The sequence below is a fragment of the Kribbella sp. NPDC056345 genome (assembly GCF_042262745.1).
GTDB lineage: Bacteria > Actinomycetota > Actinomycetes > Propionibacteriales > Kribbellaceae > Kribbella.
Genome location: NZ_JBHJQQ010000005.1, coordinates 532,701 through 551,642, shown reverse-complemented (window position 1 = coordinate 551,642; position 18,942 = coordinate 532,701). Strand labels below are relative to the sequence as shown.

The window sequence follows — 18,942 nt, the reverse complement described above, 5'->3', positions numbered from 1 at the left end:
GGTCCGGATTGCGTCATGACCTGCCTTCCCCCTCAGCAGGCGGCTTCATCGAGTACATGATCAGCGCGCCCACCACCATGGTTACACCCACCACAACCAGGGGGCCTGTGCCCACGTCGGAGACGGCCAGCACCAGTACGGCGGCGAACGACGCAGCCGCCAGCAGTGGGACGACTACCCGTTGCAGCACCCGGCCCTTGAGTTGGCCGGTGAAATACACCGGTACGGCGATCGCGGTGGCGAGGTAGTAGAGCGACACCAGCACCGAGACCGCTCCGACGGCGTCGGCCAGCACTGCGTCCGAGGTGAGCACCAGGGTGACGTAGATGACCACGCTGGCCACGGCGAAGGCCAGGGTGGAGACGCTGGGGGTGTGGAAGCGAGTGGAGATCCGGGCGAACTGCCCCGGGAACGCGTCGCGCCGGGCCATGGACAGCATCGTCCGGGCGGTCGGCAGGATGGTCGTCTGGGTCGAGGCGAGCGCGGAGACGAGTACTGCGCCGATCAGCAGCTTGCCGCCCGCCGTACCGAGCAGGTCGTTGCTCAGGACCGAGAAGAAGTCGTCGTCCGCGATGCCGGCCAGCGGACCGACCCCTGCGTACGCAAGCGCGGACCACGCGACTACGGCGTACAGGACGATCAGGAAGCCGTTGGCGATGAGTGCCGCGATGGCCGGAGTACGGCGTGGGTCGCGAGTCTCCTCGTTGACACTGAAGGACGAGTCCCAGCCCCAGTAGAGGAACACTGCGACCAGTACGGCGGCGGCCCACTTGCCCTCGCCGGTATTCAGCGCGAGGCTGAGGCCGCCGGCTTCCTGGAAGGCGTTGAGGGCGAACCAGAGCAGCGCGACGACCTCGACCGTCAGCAGGATTGCCTGCGTCCACGCGGCGATCCGGATGCCGCGGTAGGCGAGCACTGTCATCACAGCGATGAACACGGCGCCCAGACCGGCCTGCGCTAGGCGAGAGTCGGCCGGACTGTCGAGGCCGAGCAGTAGATAGGTGTAGACCGAAGCGACCTGGGCCAGGTTGCTCATGACGAGCACGCAGGCCATCACAGTTGTCCAGCCGACCATGCGGCCGACCCCGATCCCGAACGCCTTCTCGGTCCACGGGAACGTCGTACCGCAATCCGGCTCGGTCCTGTTCAGCTCACGGAAGCAGAGCGCCACCAGTACGACGGGTACGGCCGAGAGCGCCAGAACCAGGGGAGCGGCGGTACCGACGTACGCGGCGAGCAGTCCCACCGCAACCGCCACCGAGTACGCCGGCGCGGAGGACGAGATGCCGATCGCAGTCGACGTTCCCAACCCAAGCGCATCCCGCCGCAGACTCCGCCCACGGGACCGTGAATCAACTGTCGTCGTCATCGTGCCCCCAGAGTGCCATCCCGGTAGGTGTTCTGGGTGGATCTGGTGAATCGGCTCGACTTCGGGTCCGTCTCGGGTGAGCATGTGCGGACGAGTCGCACCGCGCCGCCTGACAGGCAGCCTGCCGCCGGCGGTCCGACAGAGTGGGGGTACGCCCGAAATGAACTGGACCAAGCGCCGTGGCACTGCCGTGGTGGGTTGCGCGGCCGCTGTCGCCGCGGTGGTTGCCGGGTTGCAGGGGCTGACCGCCCCGGCCCAGGCCGATCCGCCGCCGGACAACAGGTCGCAGCTGCTCGATGTGAGTACGCCGACCCGCGCCGACAAGGAGAAGCTGCTCAAGCTTGGATTCGACGTCACCGAGCAGGCCGACGCCGACTCCGTTACCGTGTTCGCCGGGGACGCCCGCGAGCGGAGTCTGCTGAAGTCCGCCGGCTTCGCGTGGACCGTCAAGGTCGCCGATGTCGAGGAGCAGAACCGTCTCGACCGTGCCAAGGACGCCGAGTATGCGGCCAAGACCGCGGTCTCGCCGCTGCCCAGCGGGCGCGACACCTACCGCCGGCTGGCTGACTACGAGGCGGATCTGACGCTGCTGGCCAAGAAGTACCCGAGGCTGGTCAAGCCGATCACGCTGCCCTACAAGACCGGCGAAGGCCGCACGGTCCGCGGTGTCGAGATCACCACCAACCCGCAGAACGTGAGCGACGGCAAGCCCGTCTTCCTTCTGATCGGCGCGCACCACGCGCGCGAGTGGCCGTCGGCGGAGACCGCGATCGAGTACGCCTTCGATCTCACCAAGAACTACGGCAAGAACAAGCGGATCACGTCGATCGTGCAGAGCACGCGCACCATCGTCGTACCGCTCATCAATGTCGACGGCTACAACACTTCGCGCGAGGCCGCTCCCAAGGGTGACTTCAGCAAGTTCGACTACGAGATGAAGCGCAAGACGTGTGAGGTGACGGCCAAGACGCTGCCCGAGGAGCTCGGCGGCGACTGCGGCAACAACCCGCAGGGTGTGCAGCGCGGTACTGACCCCAACCGGAACTACCCGGGCTTCTGGGGTGGACCGGGCGCGAGCACCAACTATCGCAGTGAGACCTACCGCGGTGACGAGCCGTCCATCCTGCCCGAGGTGCGGAACGTCCGCTGGGTCGTCTCCAACCGCCAGGTGACCGGACTCGTCACACTGCACACCTTCGGGAACCTGATCCTGCGTCCGCCGGGCGTGATGGCCGTGGGCGCACCCCCGGATGAGCCGGCGTACAAGGCTCTTGGGGCATCGCTGGCGGCAGACAACGGCTACACCAACCAACCGAGCTACCAGCTGTACGACACCACCGGTTCGACCGAGGACTGGAGCTACTGGGCAACCGGCGGTTTCGGATTCACGTTCGAGATCGGCTCGTCCTTCCACCCGCCGTACGCCGAAGGGGTCGTCGCGCACTACGTCGGCCAGGCGCCTGCGCCGGGTGTGGGTACGGGCGGTAACCGCGAGGCGCTGCTGACTATGAGCGAGGCCACCGGTAACGCCAAGCTGCACTCGACCCTCCTCGGCGCGACCACACCCGGCCGCACGCTGAAGATCGCGAAGACCTTCCAGACGCCGACCTCGCCGGTGGTCCAGCCGGACGGTACGAAGAAGGACCCGATCATCTACACCGACAAGCTCGAGTCGACGCTGACCACCGGCCTCGGCCCGTTCAAGTGGTCGGTCAACCCGTCCACCCGCCCGTACGTCGCCGGCCGCTGGGGCCGTGACCCGGTCGCACCGACCCAGCCGTCGGTCACGTTGACCAACCCGGACGGGATCCCGGTCAAGGGCCAGTCCGAGACGGCGACGTTCACGATCAAGGCACCACCGGAAGCCGACAACGGCAAGGCCACGATCAAGATCGGCTGGAACAAGCCGGACGTCGACTGGGACGTCTACATCTACGGACCGGACGGCAAGCGGGTCGCGCAGGCTGCGTCGCTGGCCGACCCCGAGGTCGCAGTCCTGCTCGACCCGGTACCGGGGCAGTACACGGTCCAGGTAGAGAACTTCGACGGTGGTGAGACGGCCGACTGGACCGGCTCGGTCGAGTTCGCCCCGCCGACGCCCGCGTCGTACACCGGTGTCAAGGAGAGCTGGAAGCTGAGCTGCTACACCAAGGGCGGCAAGCTCCTCGGTACCCGCGACGTCACCGTCGACCGCGGTAAGACGGTCTGGGTCGGCGACCCCTGCCGCCGCTTCAAGGGCTGAGTCACCCAGTGGCCCCCTCGGCGATCAAGCAGTACGCCGAGGGGTCCGCACCGTCGCGTCGCATTGCGCCCAGCAGATAGTGCGCTCTGAATTCCCGCGGGCTCATGCCGTAGCGCTGACGGAATGCGGTACTCAGAACGCTGTTGGAGGAGAAGCCGGATCTTTGGGCGAGCTCGCCGATGACGATGTGAACGGGGCTGCGCAGGCGTTGGTGGACGAGCGCGAGTCGTTCTTCCCGGATCAGTTCCCGGGGCGTCGTACCAGCCTGCTGCAAGGCCAGCTGAACCTGCCGCAGCGACCAGCCCAGGGCACGTGCCATCGTGGCGCCGGTCAGCCCCGGATCGGTGGCGTGCTCGCGCACGTAGCGTCTGACCATCGCTTCGACCTCGACCAGGCCGCCCTCGGTGTCCGGCCGGTCGTCACCGACGGCGAGCATGCACAGCAGATCGACCAGCCGATCGCAGACCGCATCGAACTCGGCTGCTGACAAGTGCGCTCGCTGAGCGAACAGCTCACCCAGCATGCCCGCCAGGACCCGACCCAAGCCTCGGTTGATGTCGAGCATCCGGGGTGCCGACCGGCGCGCCGAGGGGCGCAGGCGGTTCTCCATCTCCGCCCTGGGAATCGTCAGCAGCGCGATGTCGGCGTGGTCGAGCTTCGCTTCGAACGGCGAATCCGACGACGCCAGGAACGCCTCACCTGGGCCGACGCGAAACTCCTGACCATCTTGGCTGACCAGCAACTGACCTCGGATCGTCCACAGCAGCGTGCGGCTGTCGTGCGGATCCTGGGACGCCATTGCGGTGGTTCGATGTCCCTGTGCACAGTCGGCCGACGCCCGGCCGAGCGTGTAGGCGACCGTGCCGATGCGCAGCAGCCGGCCCCGGAAGGTCCCCGGCGAACAGGTCGGGTCCACCCGGTAACGGGTGGCCGCGCTGACGACGCTCATCCAGTACTCGACACGTTCCGGTGGTCTGACGTCGTCCGTCGTCCACGAGTCGATCGAGTAGGACGAAACCGGGGGCGCGGTTGTCATGGGGGCCTCACCTTGTTCGGGCGCGAAGAACCTGGGGCGGGTCACTTCTAACGGCTTGACTGGTCTCCTGTGAAGGATTCTTTCGCACATCCACGGTTCCCGCTGGTCCCACCGCCGCATCCTTACCGCGTCTTAAGTCCCGGACCCGGGACCGATGCGCACGGCGGCACCGCCGCGGTCGAAGGGGATCTCCTCCGGCCACGACGGTGCCGCCGCGGAACGCGTTCAGATTTTCAGCAGATGCTGAAGATGTTGTGTCCCCAGGCCTTCCACGAGACCACACACTTCGTCTTCTGCTTGGGCTTGGTGTTGCGGCTCGGAGAGCGGGTGTCGCCGCCGAGCATCTCGTAGAGCATCCACAGGCCGACACCTCGTCTGGTCGCTCTTCCGTCGGCCTTGAACTCGCCCTTGACCTTGCCGAGTTGCCCGCGCGGGGTGACGCCGCCCTTCTTCCAGATCTCGCCGACCCGGTAGAGGGTCCAGCTGCCCCGGGCGACGACGTACCACTTGGCGTAGTACCACCCGCCGCCGTCGTCCTTCCCCTTCGCCAGCGCCGAGCCGAGGACGGCGCAGGTGTTGGCCGGGGTGCCCCTGATGAACCGGCAGATCGCATATCCGGTGCCGGCGACCTTCACCAGCGCGTAGTCCTCGCCGCCGAGGATGGAGGCCTTCTTTTTCTTCTTGGCCCGGTCCTTCGCCTTTTGCTGTGCCTTCTTCTTCGCCTTCGCGGCGGCTTTCTTGGCCGCCTTCTTCTTGAGCTTGGCCGCCTTCTGGGCGGCCCTCTTGGCAGCGGCCTTCTTGGCCGCCCGCTTGGCCGCCGCGATCTTCTCCTGCTTCTTCTTCTTCACGAGGTAGCGCTGGTAGTCGCAGCCGTCGCAGTAGTGCTTGGCCTTCTTGACAGCCTTCTTGTGCGCCTTCTTCTTTTTCTTCGGGGCCTTGTTGTACCCGCCGCAGCCGTCGCAGTAGTGGCCGCCGGGCAGGACGCGCCATTCGCCGTCGGGGTCACTGGCCGTGATCGGGGTGTTGTCGGCGTACGCGTACCCGTTGAGCTGTTGCGGGTTGCCGAAGTCGGCGACGGGGTCGGTGGAGATGAAGCGTCCGCGGGCGGAGTCGTACTCGCGGGAGCCGAGGTGAGTGAGTCCGGTGGGGTCGTCGACGCCGTCGACGTAGCCGTGTTTGTCGGGCCAGGTCGTGGGCTTGGGTCCGCGGGCGGCGCCGAAGGGGGTGAAGCGGCGCTGCTCCGGACTGAGGTCGGTGGCGTTGACCGACAGAGTGTTGGTGCCGTGGTGGTCGGCGACGGTGAAGTTGAGACCCGACTCGTTGCGGACGGCGCCGGCAGCGCCGAGGTCGTAGTAGCGGGTCGCTGTCACAGTGCCGGTGGGACTGAGCTGGAGTTCGGAGTTGTCGAGATAGAGAGTGGTGCCGTCGGTGTCGCGGGCGATGAGCCGATCACCGTCGGCGTCGTACAAGTAGCTGGTGGCCTTGCCGTTCTCGGTGAGGGTGGCCAGATTGCCTTCGGCGTCCCAAGTGAGCGTCTGGGCCTTCCCGGCGACGTTGCGGGCAGTGGTGTTGCCCACGGCGTCGTAGGTGAAGGTGTCGGTTCGGGTGCCGGTGGCGACGCCTGTCAGTGCGTGCGGCCGGGGTCCTCCGGCGGCTGGGTAGCTGTAGTTGGATGTGGTGGCGGCGCCGGTGACCGGGTCGTGGTTGGTCTCGCTGAGCCGGTTGCCGGTCTTGTCGTAGGTCCAACCCTGCCAGTACGGCGCGGGTCCGGCCAGTGCACCGGGCTGGGCGGCACAGTCGGCAGCCGGGGTCCATGCCTCGGTGAGTCGGCGCAGGTGGTCGTACCTGAAGCACTGGACATCACTCGGACCGCCTTGGGGTGTATCGGCGATCTTGGTGATGTTGCCGGTCGGGTCGTAGGTGTACTTCACGTCCGCCAGGTGTTCGGGCGCATCGGAGCGGTCGACCAGGACCCGGTCCAGCTTCCGGGTCGCGTCGTCGTAGAACGCGGAGTGGACGAGCTGTTTGCCGGCCACGGCGGACAGCGTCGACTGGGCGACCTCCTCGTACGGCGTGTAGGTCGCCGCGGTGAGCATCGTGCCGAGACCGCTGTTCGCGGTCTGCAACCGGCCGGCCGCGTCGTAGCCGTACCGCAGCGTCTCCGCCGCGAGCCCACCCGCTGCCGGGTAGGACACCAGCGACGGCAGCCCCGTGGCGGTGTAGCCGGTGTTGGTCTTGTACGACCCGGCCAACGCGCCCTCGGACGTGGGAATCGTGGTGGTCTTGGTCAGCGGCCGGTACCGGATGTCGTAGGCGTCGACCGACTTGGTGTAGGCGTTGCCGTTGACGAAGCGGGTCGAGGTCGCGAGCATGCCCTTGACGCTGGTGCCCGAGACGAGTGTGTCGTAGGTCCACTGAGCGCGTTTGGTACCGGAGGTGGATCCGTCGTACATGCCGGTACGGCGGCCCATGGCGTCGTAGGTGTAGGCGAGAGTGGCGCCGCGTGCATCGGTGCTGGTGAGCACCTGACCGGCGTTGTCGTAGGTGAAACTGCTCGTCCCGGTGTCAGGGTCTTCGCGCTGGGTGACTCGGCCGCGCAGATCGTAGGTGGTGTCCCAGGTGTTGCCCGCCGGGTCGGTCGTGGTGACCATGTCGCCGCGCTTGTTGTAGGTGTAGGTGGTCGCGTCGTAGGAACCGGTCGGCGAGCCGCCGGTGTACTGCCGCAGCTCCACCTCCGCGTCGTCGGCATCGGTGATCGACGTGGTGGCCGTCTCGCCGTCCGGCGGGTCCACGCTGATGCGGTCGCCGCCGTACGTGGTGGTGGTGCGCCACTTCTCGAACCCGTGCGAGCGGAAGATCTCCACCGTTTCGCGTTCGGCGCCGTCGTAGATGGTCAGGTCCTGGCCGGGCAGGGCCGCGTCGCTCACCCCGGTCAGCAACGTCGTACCGGCGGTGCCGCTGTTCCAGTACGCGCCGTTGGACTTCACCTCCAGGCCGCGTGAGTCGTAGAACGTGTCGGTCACGATCCGGCCGCCGTCAGCCGCAGGGTCCTGGGTCTGCCGTTCGCGCAACTGCCCGTCGTACAGGTCGTAGCTGGCCTCGTACGTGCCGTCGTCGCGAACCTCCTCCGTGGTGATCACCGACGGCGCGTCCTGGCGGATCAGGTAGGAGTACTTGAGGTTCGGGGTCTTTCCGGCCGACTTGGACCGGTCGGGCAGCCACACCGCGGTGATCCGGCCGAGCGGGTCCCGCGTCGTGTCGGTACGCCGTCCGTTCAGGTCGACCTCGGCGACCGATTCACCGAACGCAGGCTCGACGGTCGTCGTGGTCACATGCCCGGCCGGGTTGGTCGTGGCGATCGTGGTGACGGCCGCCCCGCTCGCCGGGGTGTAGACGGCCGACGACTTGCGGTCCAGCTGGTCGAAGGTCTCGACCGGCCGGCCGTAGGAGTCGTACGTCGTGCGCCCTTCCTGGGTGTAGACCGGTGTGGTGCCCGAGTAGGAGGCGAGTTCCTTGGTGAGGGTCTCGTCGCCCTTGGTCGGCGCCGCACCGAGGGTGGTGGATCCGTCGTAGTAGGTCAGGTCGTCCGACACCGCGTCGGCCGGGTACGACGGTGTCGCGGTGCAGGCCACGGACACGGTCTGTTCGCGGGCCTCGAAATCGATCAGCCAGGACGAGGTGTTGCGGGCATACGTCGTCCGGGTGCATTGCTCGTCGCCGGTCTTGGCGGTGTCGCCGAGGTCGTTCTCCTCGGTCTCGAGTCCGTAGGAGTCGTAGGTGGTGCGGGTCTCGGTGGTGCGCCAGCCACCGGACGACAGCGCCTTGCGGGACCGTTCGGCGGCCTGATGGACCATGTAGGCCTTGATCGTGCCGTTGCGGGTGACCTGGGTGGCGGTGGGGGAGGAGATCAACGGGTCGGTGATCTCACCCTCCAGCACGCTGCCGCCTGCCTCGGTGTAGGTGAGGGATTCGCGTTCGAACCCGGCCAGCGCGGGGTGATCGGTGATCGTACCGCCGAGCGAGTCGGTGACGGTCACCGAGCGGGTGCCGCCGTTCGCGAGCTTGTCGCCGTCCATACCGCGCAGGTACAGGCTCTCCTCCTGGGAGCGGGTCTCGCCGGGGTTGCCGTGGAGTTCCCGGACCCGGCCGTAGCCGCGCCACTGTCCCCACGTGCGGTACTTCTTCGGGGTCAGCTCGTTGTCGTCGTAGTGCCACGCGCCGCCGCCGACGTACTCGTAGTCGGTGCGCTCGGTTCCGGCCACGCCGGCCTGGTCGTCCTCCAGCACCGTGACCGGCACGTACTTGTGGAACCAGTCCTGCGTCAGCGATGTCGATCCGTCGGCCTGCCAGTACTGCGGGAAACACCGCTTGGTGTTCTGTTCCGGAGCCGGCAACGCACCCGCCGTACACTCCGCCGCCGAGTAGTTCACGTGGACGTGCCCACCGGCCTCGTCGTACACGTCGGTCAACCGCCACTTGTTCATCGGCGGAATTCCCTCCGCGGCGTCCACCCGGTTGGCCAGCTGCACGCCCTGGAACGACACCGAAGGAAGCGACACGGTCCCGCCGACCTTGCCGGTCGCGGTGATCGACGCCAGCCACAGCGCCGGCGATGATCCGTCACCAGGGTCACGGAACTCGTAGCCGAACGCCCACGACGTCGCATCCCGATACGTCGTCCCGGACACCCACAGCTGGGTCGTCACCGTCGCCAGCCGCTTGCGCGTCCAGAACGTCGGCGAATACAACCCCGTGCACTTCGCACCCGCCGAGCAGTTCTGGTCGTACGGCACGTCCGGCCAGTTCGCGGCATTGGCCGCCGTGATGTCGCCGGTGCCGCAGGTCGCACCCGCCGCGCAGCGCTCGTCCACCGTGAACGACACCCGCATCGGAGCCGCCGCCGAGTACATCGACGTGGACCGCTGGCCGTAGTCGATCCGCTTCAGGTAGCCGCCGCGCACGTACTGGGTGCCGGCGGTCGCAGTCAGATTCCGGCCGTAGTAGTTCGTCTCGCTGCCGTAGAAGTACGACATGGCGTTGCCGTTCGGGTCGACCACGTAGTCCAGGTTCCAGCGCCACGCCTGCGTGCAGTACGACGCCGCGAACGACGCCCCGTGGCACGGCTCGGCCGCGTCGTTGCCGAACACCGGCGCCGTCCAGACCGAACCGGTCTCCTCGTTGCCCGCGGCCCATCCCGGCAGCCGGTTCAACCCGAAGTAGTACTGCGTGCCGTCGCGCGACGTCAGCCGCCAGTGCTCGCCGTCGTTGTCGCCGTTCACTCCACCGGTCAACCGCTCCAGTCGCGAACCGTCGTCCTCCCGCAGTTTCCAGGTGCCGGTGGCGTCGTCACGGACCAGTTCGGAAGCGGTCCCGCCCAGTACCAGGTAGGCGTTGTCGGTCTCCCAGCAGAGGTCATAGGGCTTCGACGTCGTCGTCACCTCATCGGCGCACGACGTGTACCGGCGCTCGACGAACCCCTCGTCCAGGCCCCAGCCCTCACCGACCCACGACGACTGGTTGTTCGTCGACGCGACCCGGCCGTCGATGGCAGCCGACGAATAGCCCAGATCCAGATCCGGTTCCGGGCCGCCCAGACCGTCCGGGCTGTCCATCGGGTATCCCCACGAGAACGCACCTGACGAGCCGCCCGCGTTCCACGACGCCGAGGCCGACAACGCGGTCGGCTTGTAGCTACCCGCGCTGCCCGCCGGCGCCGACGACAACGCCAGCACCGTCGCCTCGCTCGACGCGGGGACCTCGGTAGCGATCCGGTTGTCGCGGGTGACCTTGGACGTCAGCACCTGCCCGTCCGAGCACCCAGCCTTGTCCGGTGTGGTCAGCGCACAAGCCGGCAGCCGCACCAGTCGCAGCCGGCTCGCCCAGTCACCGCCGTACGCCGAACGGAACGCCGAGTAGTCCACCTCGACCTTCACCTGGCCACTGCTCGCCACCGAATCGGTGCGGCCGACGGTGAACAGCATCCCCGAAGCGCCCACCTTGTCGGCAGCCGAACGGTCGTGGACCTGAACACGCACCCGGTTCAAGGGCGTCAACGCAGTGCCCTGGACCCGCCCCGCACCGACCCGGACCGGCATCTGGCCGGCCTGCGCAACGGTGCCGTCGAGGGGGAGCGACACCTCCGCCGTACCCGGCTCGGGTCTGGTCACCTGTGGAGGTTGACGCAGGACGGACGCTGCCTTCGGATCGGCCGGACGCGGCCTCGGCGCGGAATCGTGCCCAGGCACCGACCGCTCGCTCTGCGCCGCGGGCCGCCACGCATCCCGCGTACCGACATCGGCCTGCGCGGGGGGCACGGCGACCAGGCTGCTGGCAGCGAGTGCGACGGCCGTGACTATTCCGGTGAACGGCACCAGCATGGCGCCACTCCTTTCATGGGGCGGGGCGGAACTGTGTCTACGAGGGGGTGGGTCACAGCTGGGACGGCAAGTACAGGTCGGCGATCTGCTGATCCGTGAGCACACCGGAATACATCTGTACGTCGTCTATGGCGCCGGTGAAGAAGTCACGGAGGCCGGCCGCCGACGTCCAGGCCGCTCCGAAGCGTGCCGCCCCGGCTGCGTTCCAGGCACCGCGGTGATGCGTCTCGGCCGCGAACTGGCCGCCGACGTACAGCCGCAGCATCTGGTCCTTCGCGTCGTACACGCCCGCGACGTGCGTCCACTCACCGGTGACCGGCTCGTCGAACGGGCCGACCGCTGTGTGCACCTCAGCCGACGCCGAGTCCGCGACCGGCATCGCCACCGACCAGCGGTAGCCGCCGTACAGGTCGTCCCAGCCGTATCCCAGGCGGAAGCCACTCACCTGTGAGCCGTCCTGACTGATCACTACTTCGTTCTTGCCGACCGCGGACGGCTTCACCCAGGCGGCCACCGTGAAGCTGCCGTCGGTGCGGACCGCCGGCCCCGACGCCGTCAACACACCGGTGCTGCCGTTCAGCTGCACCGCGTTGCCGGTCTTGCCAGTCACGCGGGACACACCACTGGGCGACCAAGTCGCCGGATGCGTCCCAGCGGCGTCGCCGGCCGTCGTACCGGAGCTCTCGTCCATCAGCCACTGACCGTCGCGCCGGGCCACCTGCTGGATCTCGCCCGGCAGCAATACCCGGTTGTGCACCTGCAGCTGGTCCAGATCACCCGGCCAGTACTCGCCGTACGTGCCGTTGACCTTCGACCGCCCGATCTGGAACGTACCGGCCGCGTTCCACGGCGTGGTGTACGCCGCAGTCGCTTCGAGAACGCCGTTGACGTAGAGCCGGATCTGGCCGTTCGGTGCGTCGTACACACCGGTCAGGTGCACCCACCTGCCGTCCGCCGCGGGCACCGTGGTGGAGGTCGCCCTGGTGTACGTCGGCGAGGCGACGTCAGCCGAGGTTCGGCTGAAGATCCACCGCCGGGCGGAGCTCGAGTAGGACAACGTGAAGGCGCCGGCCTGGGACCCGGCCTGGGTGGCCACCACCGCGTTGTGCGAGATGTCGGTCAGTCGCACCCAGCTCGAGACGGACAACGAGTTCAGCGTGTTGACCACCGAGCCGGTCGTCGCGGCGTACCCCGTCGTGCCGTTGAGCGTCAGGGCACCGCCTTGCCGGCCGTCGCCCCAGGACGCGCCGCCACCCAGGGTGGCGCTGTGCTTGGCCGGCGCGGAGTCGACCGCCACGGTGCCGTCACCGGTCTCGTCCAGTCTCCAGTCCGCGACCGGTCCTGGGGCCGCGCCGGCGTAGAACACCGCCGTCACCACCGCGGAGCGGTTGCCTCCGGCATCGACCGAGCGGACGTGCAGCCAGTTCACGTACCGATCCGGTACGACCGAGATCGCCGCCTCGCCACCCGGCTGCGACGGCGTCGCGGTCAGGTTCAGCGCGGTCGACGTACCGTTCAAGGTGTACTCGTACTTGACCACGTCGGACTCACCGTTCGCGCCGAACGTGACCGGCAGGCTCACCCCCAGCACCGCGTCGCCGGCCCCGTTGTCCGGGAACCCCGACGACACCGCCGTGGGCGCCTCGGGCACCGTGGCATCCACGGCGAACTCGCACCATGGGCTCCACGCGCTGACGTCGATGCCGTCCTCGGCCCGCACCCGCCACTTACCGACCGCGCCGTTGCCGAAGGCGCCCGACGGAACCGAGGTCGCCACGAGGGTCGGCGTCGCACCCGCGACGACCGGTGAGACGTACTCCCCGACCCGCGCCGTACCGTCGGCTGTCCACCACTCGAAGTGCGCCTGGACCGAGTTGTCCACGTCGTGGAGAGTCGCTCGCAGCGTCGGCGTCACCGTGGACACGACCAGCCGATCGGGACCCGTCACACACGATGCCGAGCCTTCGGTGGTGAGGTTCGCCGGGCTGTCGGGAATCGTGTTGTAGTCGATGGTGATGCTCGGGTTGTTGGCGAACTTCCGCCACGAGTGCGAGTCGTTCTTGCTCTCGGCCGTCGTCGACGCCCGAAGTCCCTGGGTGACGTTGGACCAGCCGTTGGCCGCAGCGTTCGTGATCTGGCTGGTGACGTTGAACTCCACCCCGCCGGCCGGGCAACTCGACGACGAGAAGCCCTTCGCGAAGCTCTTCTTCTCCATCTGGTACGCCCACGTCGGCTGGTTCTTCCAGGTCGTCGCCGAGGAGATCGGATTGGTCGCCCACACCTGCACCTCGCGCACCGTGCAGGACCACGACCAGTTCGAGACCGTCTGCAGCGTGGCCTTGAGGATGTGCTTGTACTTCACCCCGCTGGTGTCGAACTGGAAGAACGAGCGCGTCTTCTTCTGATCCGTGCCGTCGTAGCCCACCCGGGCGACCTTCTCCGACGTTCCGAGGTTCGCGCCATTGAAGAACGACGTGGTCGGATAGTTGCTCCACACCTGGGTCCAGGCCTGCTTGACGCCGGACCACGACGGGTCGATGTAGACCGGGAACCGGGTGGTCCTGGCGGTCAGGAACGCCCGGTCCGGCACGAGTGACAGCTGATCCCCGGCGACCCGGGCACCGACCGCCGTGACCCGGCCACCGGGCTGTACGGCGGACCCGCGACCGGACGAATCCCACATGTACGGCGCGGGTCCGCTGAACACGACTTCGCCGTCCGGATCCGTTGCCGTCAGACCCGCCGCCGTGGCACGAACCACCAAACCCTTGGTGGTCAGGCGATACGGCAGCGATCCGAGCGCCGGATTCGCCGCGGCTGCCGCGTTCTTGACCACCAGGATCTGCGACAGACCGGCGGTCGAGGCAGTCAGAACGAGGTCGACACCAGGAAAGACCTCGCGGTAGGTCGCGGTCTCGCCGGAAAGTTCCGGCTGGGGCAGTCTGCCCGGCCAGGCGACAGCCAGCTCACGGCCGTCCTGGCGAAGCCGCACCAGCGGCGTCTCGCCACCCCCGGAGAACGCCAGATCGAGCGGGCCGGCGATCGGCGCTACCGTTCCGTCCGTTCCGGCCCGCAACGTCATGTCCACCGGCACCCACCCGGACGACCTGCGGACCCGGACCGGCAAGGCCGACTCGTGCCGGGTGAACGAACCGTCCGGATTGGCCAGCACCTGCCCTGTCTCGGTGGTCAGCGCGCCGACCTCGACCTGGCGCCCTGTCCTGGCGGCGACACCGCGCGCTGTGACTTCGTTCAGCACCGCCGACGCTTCATCCAGCACCGTCGCGGAAGCAGCCTGCGTCGATATCAGGAAACCTCCGACGAGCGCGAGCACACAGCTCACCGCGACGAACCGCGCCACCTTCGGCAAACGAGACCGGTGTCGCGAACCACCAGCTCCGACAACAAAACTACGACGAGACTTGCCTGGCATGACGGCCTCCACGGCGACGAAGGAAGAGCTGAGTCCTCCATGCCAAGGAACACGGTCCGGCACTGCCGCGTCCACGCAGTCCCCGCGATCCTGCGCGTACCGGCAACAGACCTGCGCGTGCCAACCGGCACCCCAGAGACCTGTAAGGCAAAGGCTTCCAACCGGCCCGACGACCGGCCGGGTTCGGCGCAGCCGACCGCTGGCAGCAAGCTGCCGCCACGGGTGTCGGGGGACGGATCGTAGGTACCCTGCCGAGGTGGGCAGAGGGAAGCGCCAGCCAGTGCGTGATCGGCTGGCAGGCGGCGCTGAACGGCGGTTGGCTCGGGCGGTCGAACGGCTGGCCATCGAGTTCGGCGGGCAGTCGTCGGACACCCGGCCGTCGGCCAAAGCGGCCCGGGACTACGGGCTCGCGCTGCAACTGGCCTTGCGGGTCGACACAGCACAGGCCGCGGATCTTGTCCGTTGCTATGACGCTAGGATCCCGCCGGAGTATTACCCCCTGAGTACGGCGGATGAGGCGTGGCTGGCCGAGTTGACCAGCCACGGGGACGGTCATGTGCTGGCTGTGGTGTTTGCGGTGGCCACGCGGCTCGGGCTGCGCGGCGTGCAGCTACGGGCCCGGGACCGCCTGGCCGATCTGCTGGCGGCGGAGGCCGATGCGCGAGCGATCGTCGGCCGGTGCGATGAATGGCGGACGCAGGGTGTGCTCGACGGCGAGACTGTCGCGCGGATCGTCGGCGGCTACGTCGTGCGCAGTTCGCTCGACCTCGACGAGCAGTTGTGGCGGCGGTTCTTCGAGGAGCTGCCCAGGGATTGGGTGCCGAACCTGTTCGAAGTGGCCTGCCTGCTCGGTCACGGCGCCACCGCTGTCCAGCTGGCCGGATCGCCGGCACAGGTCAGGCAGGCGCTGAACTGCTGCCTGCAGGGCACGGAGATCGACGATGCGGTTGCCGGTCTCGAGTTGGCTCGCGAGCGAGACGCCGACCTGGTGGACGCGATGGTCGAACACCTCTGCCGGTGCTATGAGCAAAGCATTCAGACCCTGATGGACCAGCAGGAGTTCATCCCGGCGGCTCGCCGGGTCCAGGATGTGATCGCACACCTGGCGGCGACCGAGCGGACGGCCGCTCGGCAGGCTGAGTTCAGCGAGCTGCGGATCGCCTTGCTAGGCGCTACACGGCGTCATTTCGCCGAGCGCGCGCAGCACGACCCGGACCCGCAATCCGTCTACGGGCTGTGGTCGAGGTTCGAGGAGGCGGCAGGCGAGCAGGCTGAGGCAGCGCGCCAGGCCGAGAACGGTGGTGAGTACTTTCGTGCCCACCAGCTCTTCCGGCAGGCCCGACAGTTCGGTGAGTCGGTCCGGGTGTTACGGCACGACGAAACACCCGCTGCGCTGGCCGCCCGGGCCGAGGCCTGCGAGGCAGGCGGCGACCTCTCCGGCGCGGCTCGCCTGTACGAGCGGATCGACCAGCTGGAGCAGGCTGCGACGTTGTACATCGCAGCCGGCGATTTCGCCGCTGCGTCCGTCTGCCTGACCCGGTGGCTCGGTGGCGAGGCGCCGGAAGACGCCAGGCTGGCGGAATGTCTGCGCCGCACCGGTGACTACGACGAACTGGTCAGCCTCTGTCTCGCGGCGGTGGCTGCGCGCGGTTCGGCATCGCGGGCTGCGAAGACCCTGCAGCAGCTGACCGCGGACGGCCTGGTCCCACTGCACCGGGCCGCTGAGGTCGGCCACGCGCTCGGCAGGCTGGATGCCCGGGAGCGGCATCGGTTCGAGGAACGGACGCAGGCATGGGTGGCGCGGGCTCGTGACGAGGTGGATCGGCGCTACAGCGACATCTGGGGCTTCGATCTCGGTACGACGACCTGCGCGGCCGCCATCTACGACGCCGAGACGCGGCAGCCGGTGTTCTGCCCGTGGAAGGGACAGGTGTACTTCGCGTCGACGGTGAGTGTGGACCGGGAAGGCAACGAGCTGGTCGGCCTGAGCGGCGAGGAGACGCTGATGCCGTGGCTCGTCGGGCACATCGACGCCGCCAAGCGGCGGATGGGGCGCGGCACCGTCTACAAGATCCGTGACCACTCCTATCGGCCCGAGGAGGTGGCCGCGCGGCTGGTGCGGCACGGCCGCGGGCTGGTCGAGAACTTCCTGACGGCGCAGGTCCGCGACCGCGTGGCGGAGCTGGCTCACGCCGAGCTGGGCATGGTGCGCGACGAATGGCTGACCTGGGCCGAGCAGAACCACGACCTCCGGCTTCTCCGGCCACGGGTCGTCGTGACGATTCCGGCGTACTTCACGAACAACCAGAAGGCGGCCACCCGCTCGGCCTGCCGGATCGCCGATGTCACCCTGGTCCGGCTCGTCCACGAACCGACCGTGGCCTGTATCACCGCTGCTCGCGAGCGCCGCCTGACCGATGCCATCGCGGTGGTCGACCTGGGCGCCGGCACGCTCGACATCAGCTTGGTGGACGTGGGGGACAACGTCTACGAGGCACAAGAGGTCAGCGGTGACACACAGTTCGGCAGCAAGGACCTGGACGCCGCGATCACCGAAGCACTGGTACGGCGTCTGCGGCTGCAGGGGATCGACGTACCGGCTCGCGGCACCCTGCGACGGCGGCTGGAGATCGCCGCGGAGCGCCTCAAGATCGACCTGTCCGCCCAGCAGGAGGCAAGCTACGAACTCCGCGGAGCCGGCGCCGACGACCTTCGGCTGGAGCTGAACCGTGCCGAGCTGGCGAGCATTCTCGCCGAGCCGCTGGCCAGACTGCACGCGGTCTGCGCAGACTTCCGCGCATCGGCGCGAACGGCTCCGAAGCACCTGGTTCTGATCGGCCGGCCGATGCTGTCGCCGCTGGTCCGGGAGACCGTGGAGTCCGCGTTCGGGATGACCAGGACGGTGGCGTCCGACCCCCGGACCGCAGTGGCGAGCGGTGCCGCGCTACTGGGCGCGATGCGGGCCGGGGCGCTGGACGACGTACTGCTCATCGATGTCACCCCGCTGTCCCTGGGCATCCGGACCCGCGACGAGCACGAGCAGGAGCACCTGTCCGAACTCGTCCCGTCGAACACGATGATCCCGGTAATACGGTCGCAGGTCTTCACCACCCGCGCGGACCAGCAGACCGTCGTACGGGTCGAGATCTTCAACGGCGCGCTGGATCGGGAGTCCAAGATCGGGCAGTTCGAACTGACCGGCATCCCACCGGCCAAGGCAGGTGTCCCGCAGATCGAGGTGACCTTCGAGATCGACGCCGACTGCGTGCTCGCCGTGACAGCGCGAGACCAGGGCACCGGGCAGTCCAGCTCGATCCGGATCGCCGATACGACCCTGCTGTCACCGGCCGAGGTCGCCGATCTGACCCGCCGCTACGACCGGCAACGAGAGATCGAGCAACGGCAGCAGGACGCGGTCGAGCTGAGAGACCGGTTGCGCGAGGCGGCCGAAGCCACGATGGACGACGACAGTGCCGCGGCGTGGCAGGAGTTCTGCCATCGGCGCGACACGTACCGCGCCGCTCCGGGCACTCAGGACGCCGAGACCCAGCGAATGCTGGTCGAGATCCTCAACGACGCCGGCCGGACCGAGCTCGATCTCGCTCGCGCTCGGCAGGCCGTGCGCGAGTCGGCGGTCGCCGCCCTGGATCAGGTGGAGCGCCCGGACGGTGACATCGAGACCGCCACCCGCTTGGCCGACGAACTGGACGCCCGGACGACCGAGCTGCGTGAGCTGGTCACCAAGGTCGCGCGGTGGAACGCTCTGCTGGTGCGACAGGCTCTGAACGAGCCCGATCCACTGCAGCGGTTCCGCAACCACTACGCAGCCGGCGACCATCGGCAAGCACTCGCCGCGCATCCGGAGCCTCCGGTGTCCGCCGTTGATCTGCGCCGGTACGCACACTGCCTGGCCGAGACCGGCGACCTCGACGGCTATCGGGCACTTCGCCGTACGGCGTCCGGCCCGGTCGGCCCACGCCCGGACGCACTGGTGCGAATCCAGGCGCAGGGCTCGCCGCCCGGTGCAGGGTTCCTCGTGCAGCAGCGGCTGGTGATCACCACCTGGTCCTGCCTCGGCGCTGCGGACACTGTCGTCGTCGAGGACGAAGGCGGTACCAAGCAGCAGGTGCAGGTTCGGCGGGCGGACTCGGCCGGTACCGACCTGGTTGTTCTCCAGCTGCCCGAAGACGCCGCCGCCGTACCGCCGCGTCTGGGGTACGGCAAGTTGGTCGGAATCGGCGATCCGGTCCGTACGCCGGGAGCGGTCGGACTGGTCGAGCGATTCGAGTCCGGCTCCGGGGTGCAGATCTTCCGAACGAGCCTGCGGGTGCCGCAGTCATCCGTCGGCCAGCCGGTCTTCAACGACCTCGACGAGGTCGTCGGCGTGATCGTGTCCACCGTGAACGAGGGTGCTCGCGTCCTGGCGATCGACGCCGCGGATCCGCTGCTACGGGCCGCCGGATTCGACCGCCACGCCTGACGAGC

Annotated in this window: 6 protein-coding genes; 2 read left to right on the top strand and 4 right to left on the bottom strand. The window is 68.4% G+C overall.

Features of this window, described 5'->3' with window-relative positions:
- Positions 1–13 precede the first annotated feature (13 nt).
- Positions 14–1,369, bottom strand: coding sequence for an APC family permease (locus ACFCV3_RS21280; protein ID WP_376032252.1), 1,356 nt, complete (start codon positions 1,367–1,369; stop codon positions 14–16).
- Between the two features lie 160 nt (positions 1,370–1,529).
- On the opposite strand from ACFCV3_RS21280, the gene ACFCV3_RS21275 reads away from it, so the two are divergent.
- Entirely contained in the window at positions 1,530–3,611 is a 2,082-nt protein-coding gene (locus tag ACFCV3_RS21275) for a M14 family zinc carboxypeptidase (RefSeq protein WP_376032250.1), read from the top strand.
- Between the two features lies 1 nt (position 3,612).
- Here the strand turns inward: ACFCV3_RS21275 and ACFCV3_RS21270 are convergent, their stop codons facing one another.
- From ACFCV3_RS21270 to ACFCV3_RS21260, 3 genes are all read right to left on the bottom strand, one after another.
- On the bottom strand, positions 3,613–4,647 hold the full coding sequence (locus ACFCV3_RS21270; RefSeq protein WP_376032248.1) for a helix-turn-helix domain-containing protein: 1,035 nt from the start codon (positions 4,645–4,647) through the stop codon (positions 3,613–3,615).
- Positions 4,648–4,880: 233 nt separating this feature from the next.
- Complete coding sequence (locus ACFCV3_RS21265; RefSeq protein WP_376032246.1) at positions 4,881–11,024, bottom strand: RHS repeat-associated core domain-containing protein; 6,144 nt, start codon at positions 11,022–11,024, stop codon at positions 4,881–4,883.
- 52 nt (positions 11,025–11,076) lie between these two features.
- Positions 11,077–14,385, bottom strand: a complete 3,309-nt coding sequence (locus tag ACFCV3_RS21260) for a LamG-like jellyroll fold domain-containing protein (protein WP_376032243.1) — start codon at positions 14,383–14,385, stop codon at positions 11,077–11,079.
- Between the two features lie 328 nt (positions 14,386–14,713).
- Between ACFCV3_RS21260 and ACFCV3_RS21255 the strand changes: the two genes are divergently transcribed.
- A complete protein-coding gene (locus tag ACFCV3_RS21255) occupies positions 14,714–18,937 on the top strand; it encodes an Hsp70 family protein (protein WP_376032241.1) in 4,224 nt (1,407 codons plus the stop codon).
- Positions 18,938–18,942 lie beyond the last annotated feature (5 nt).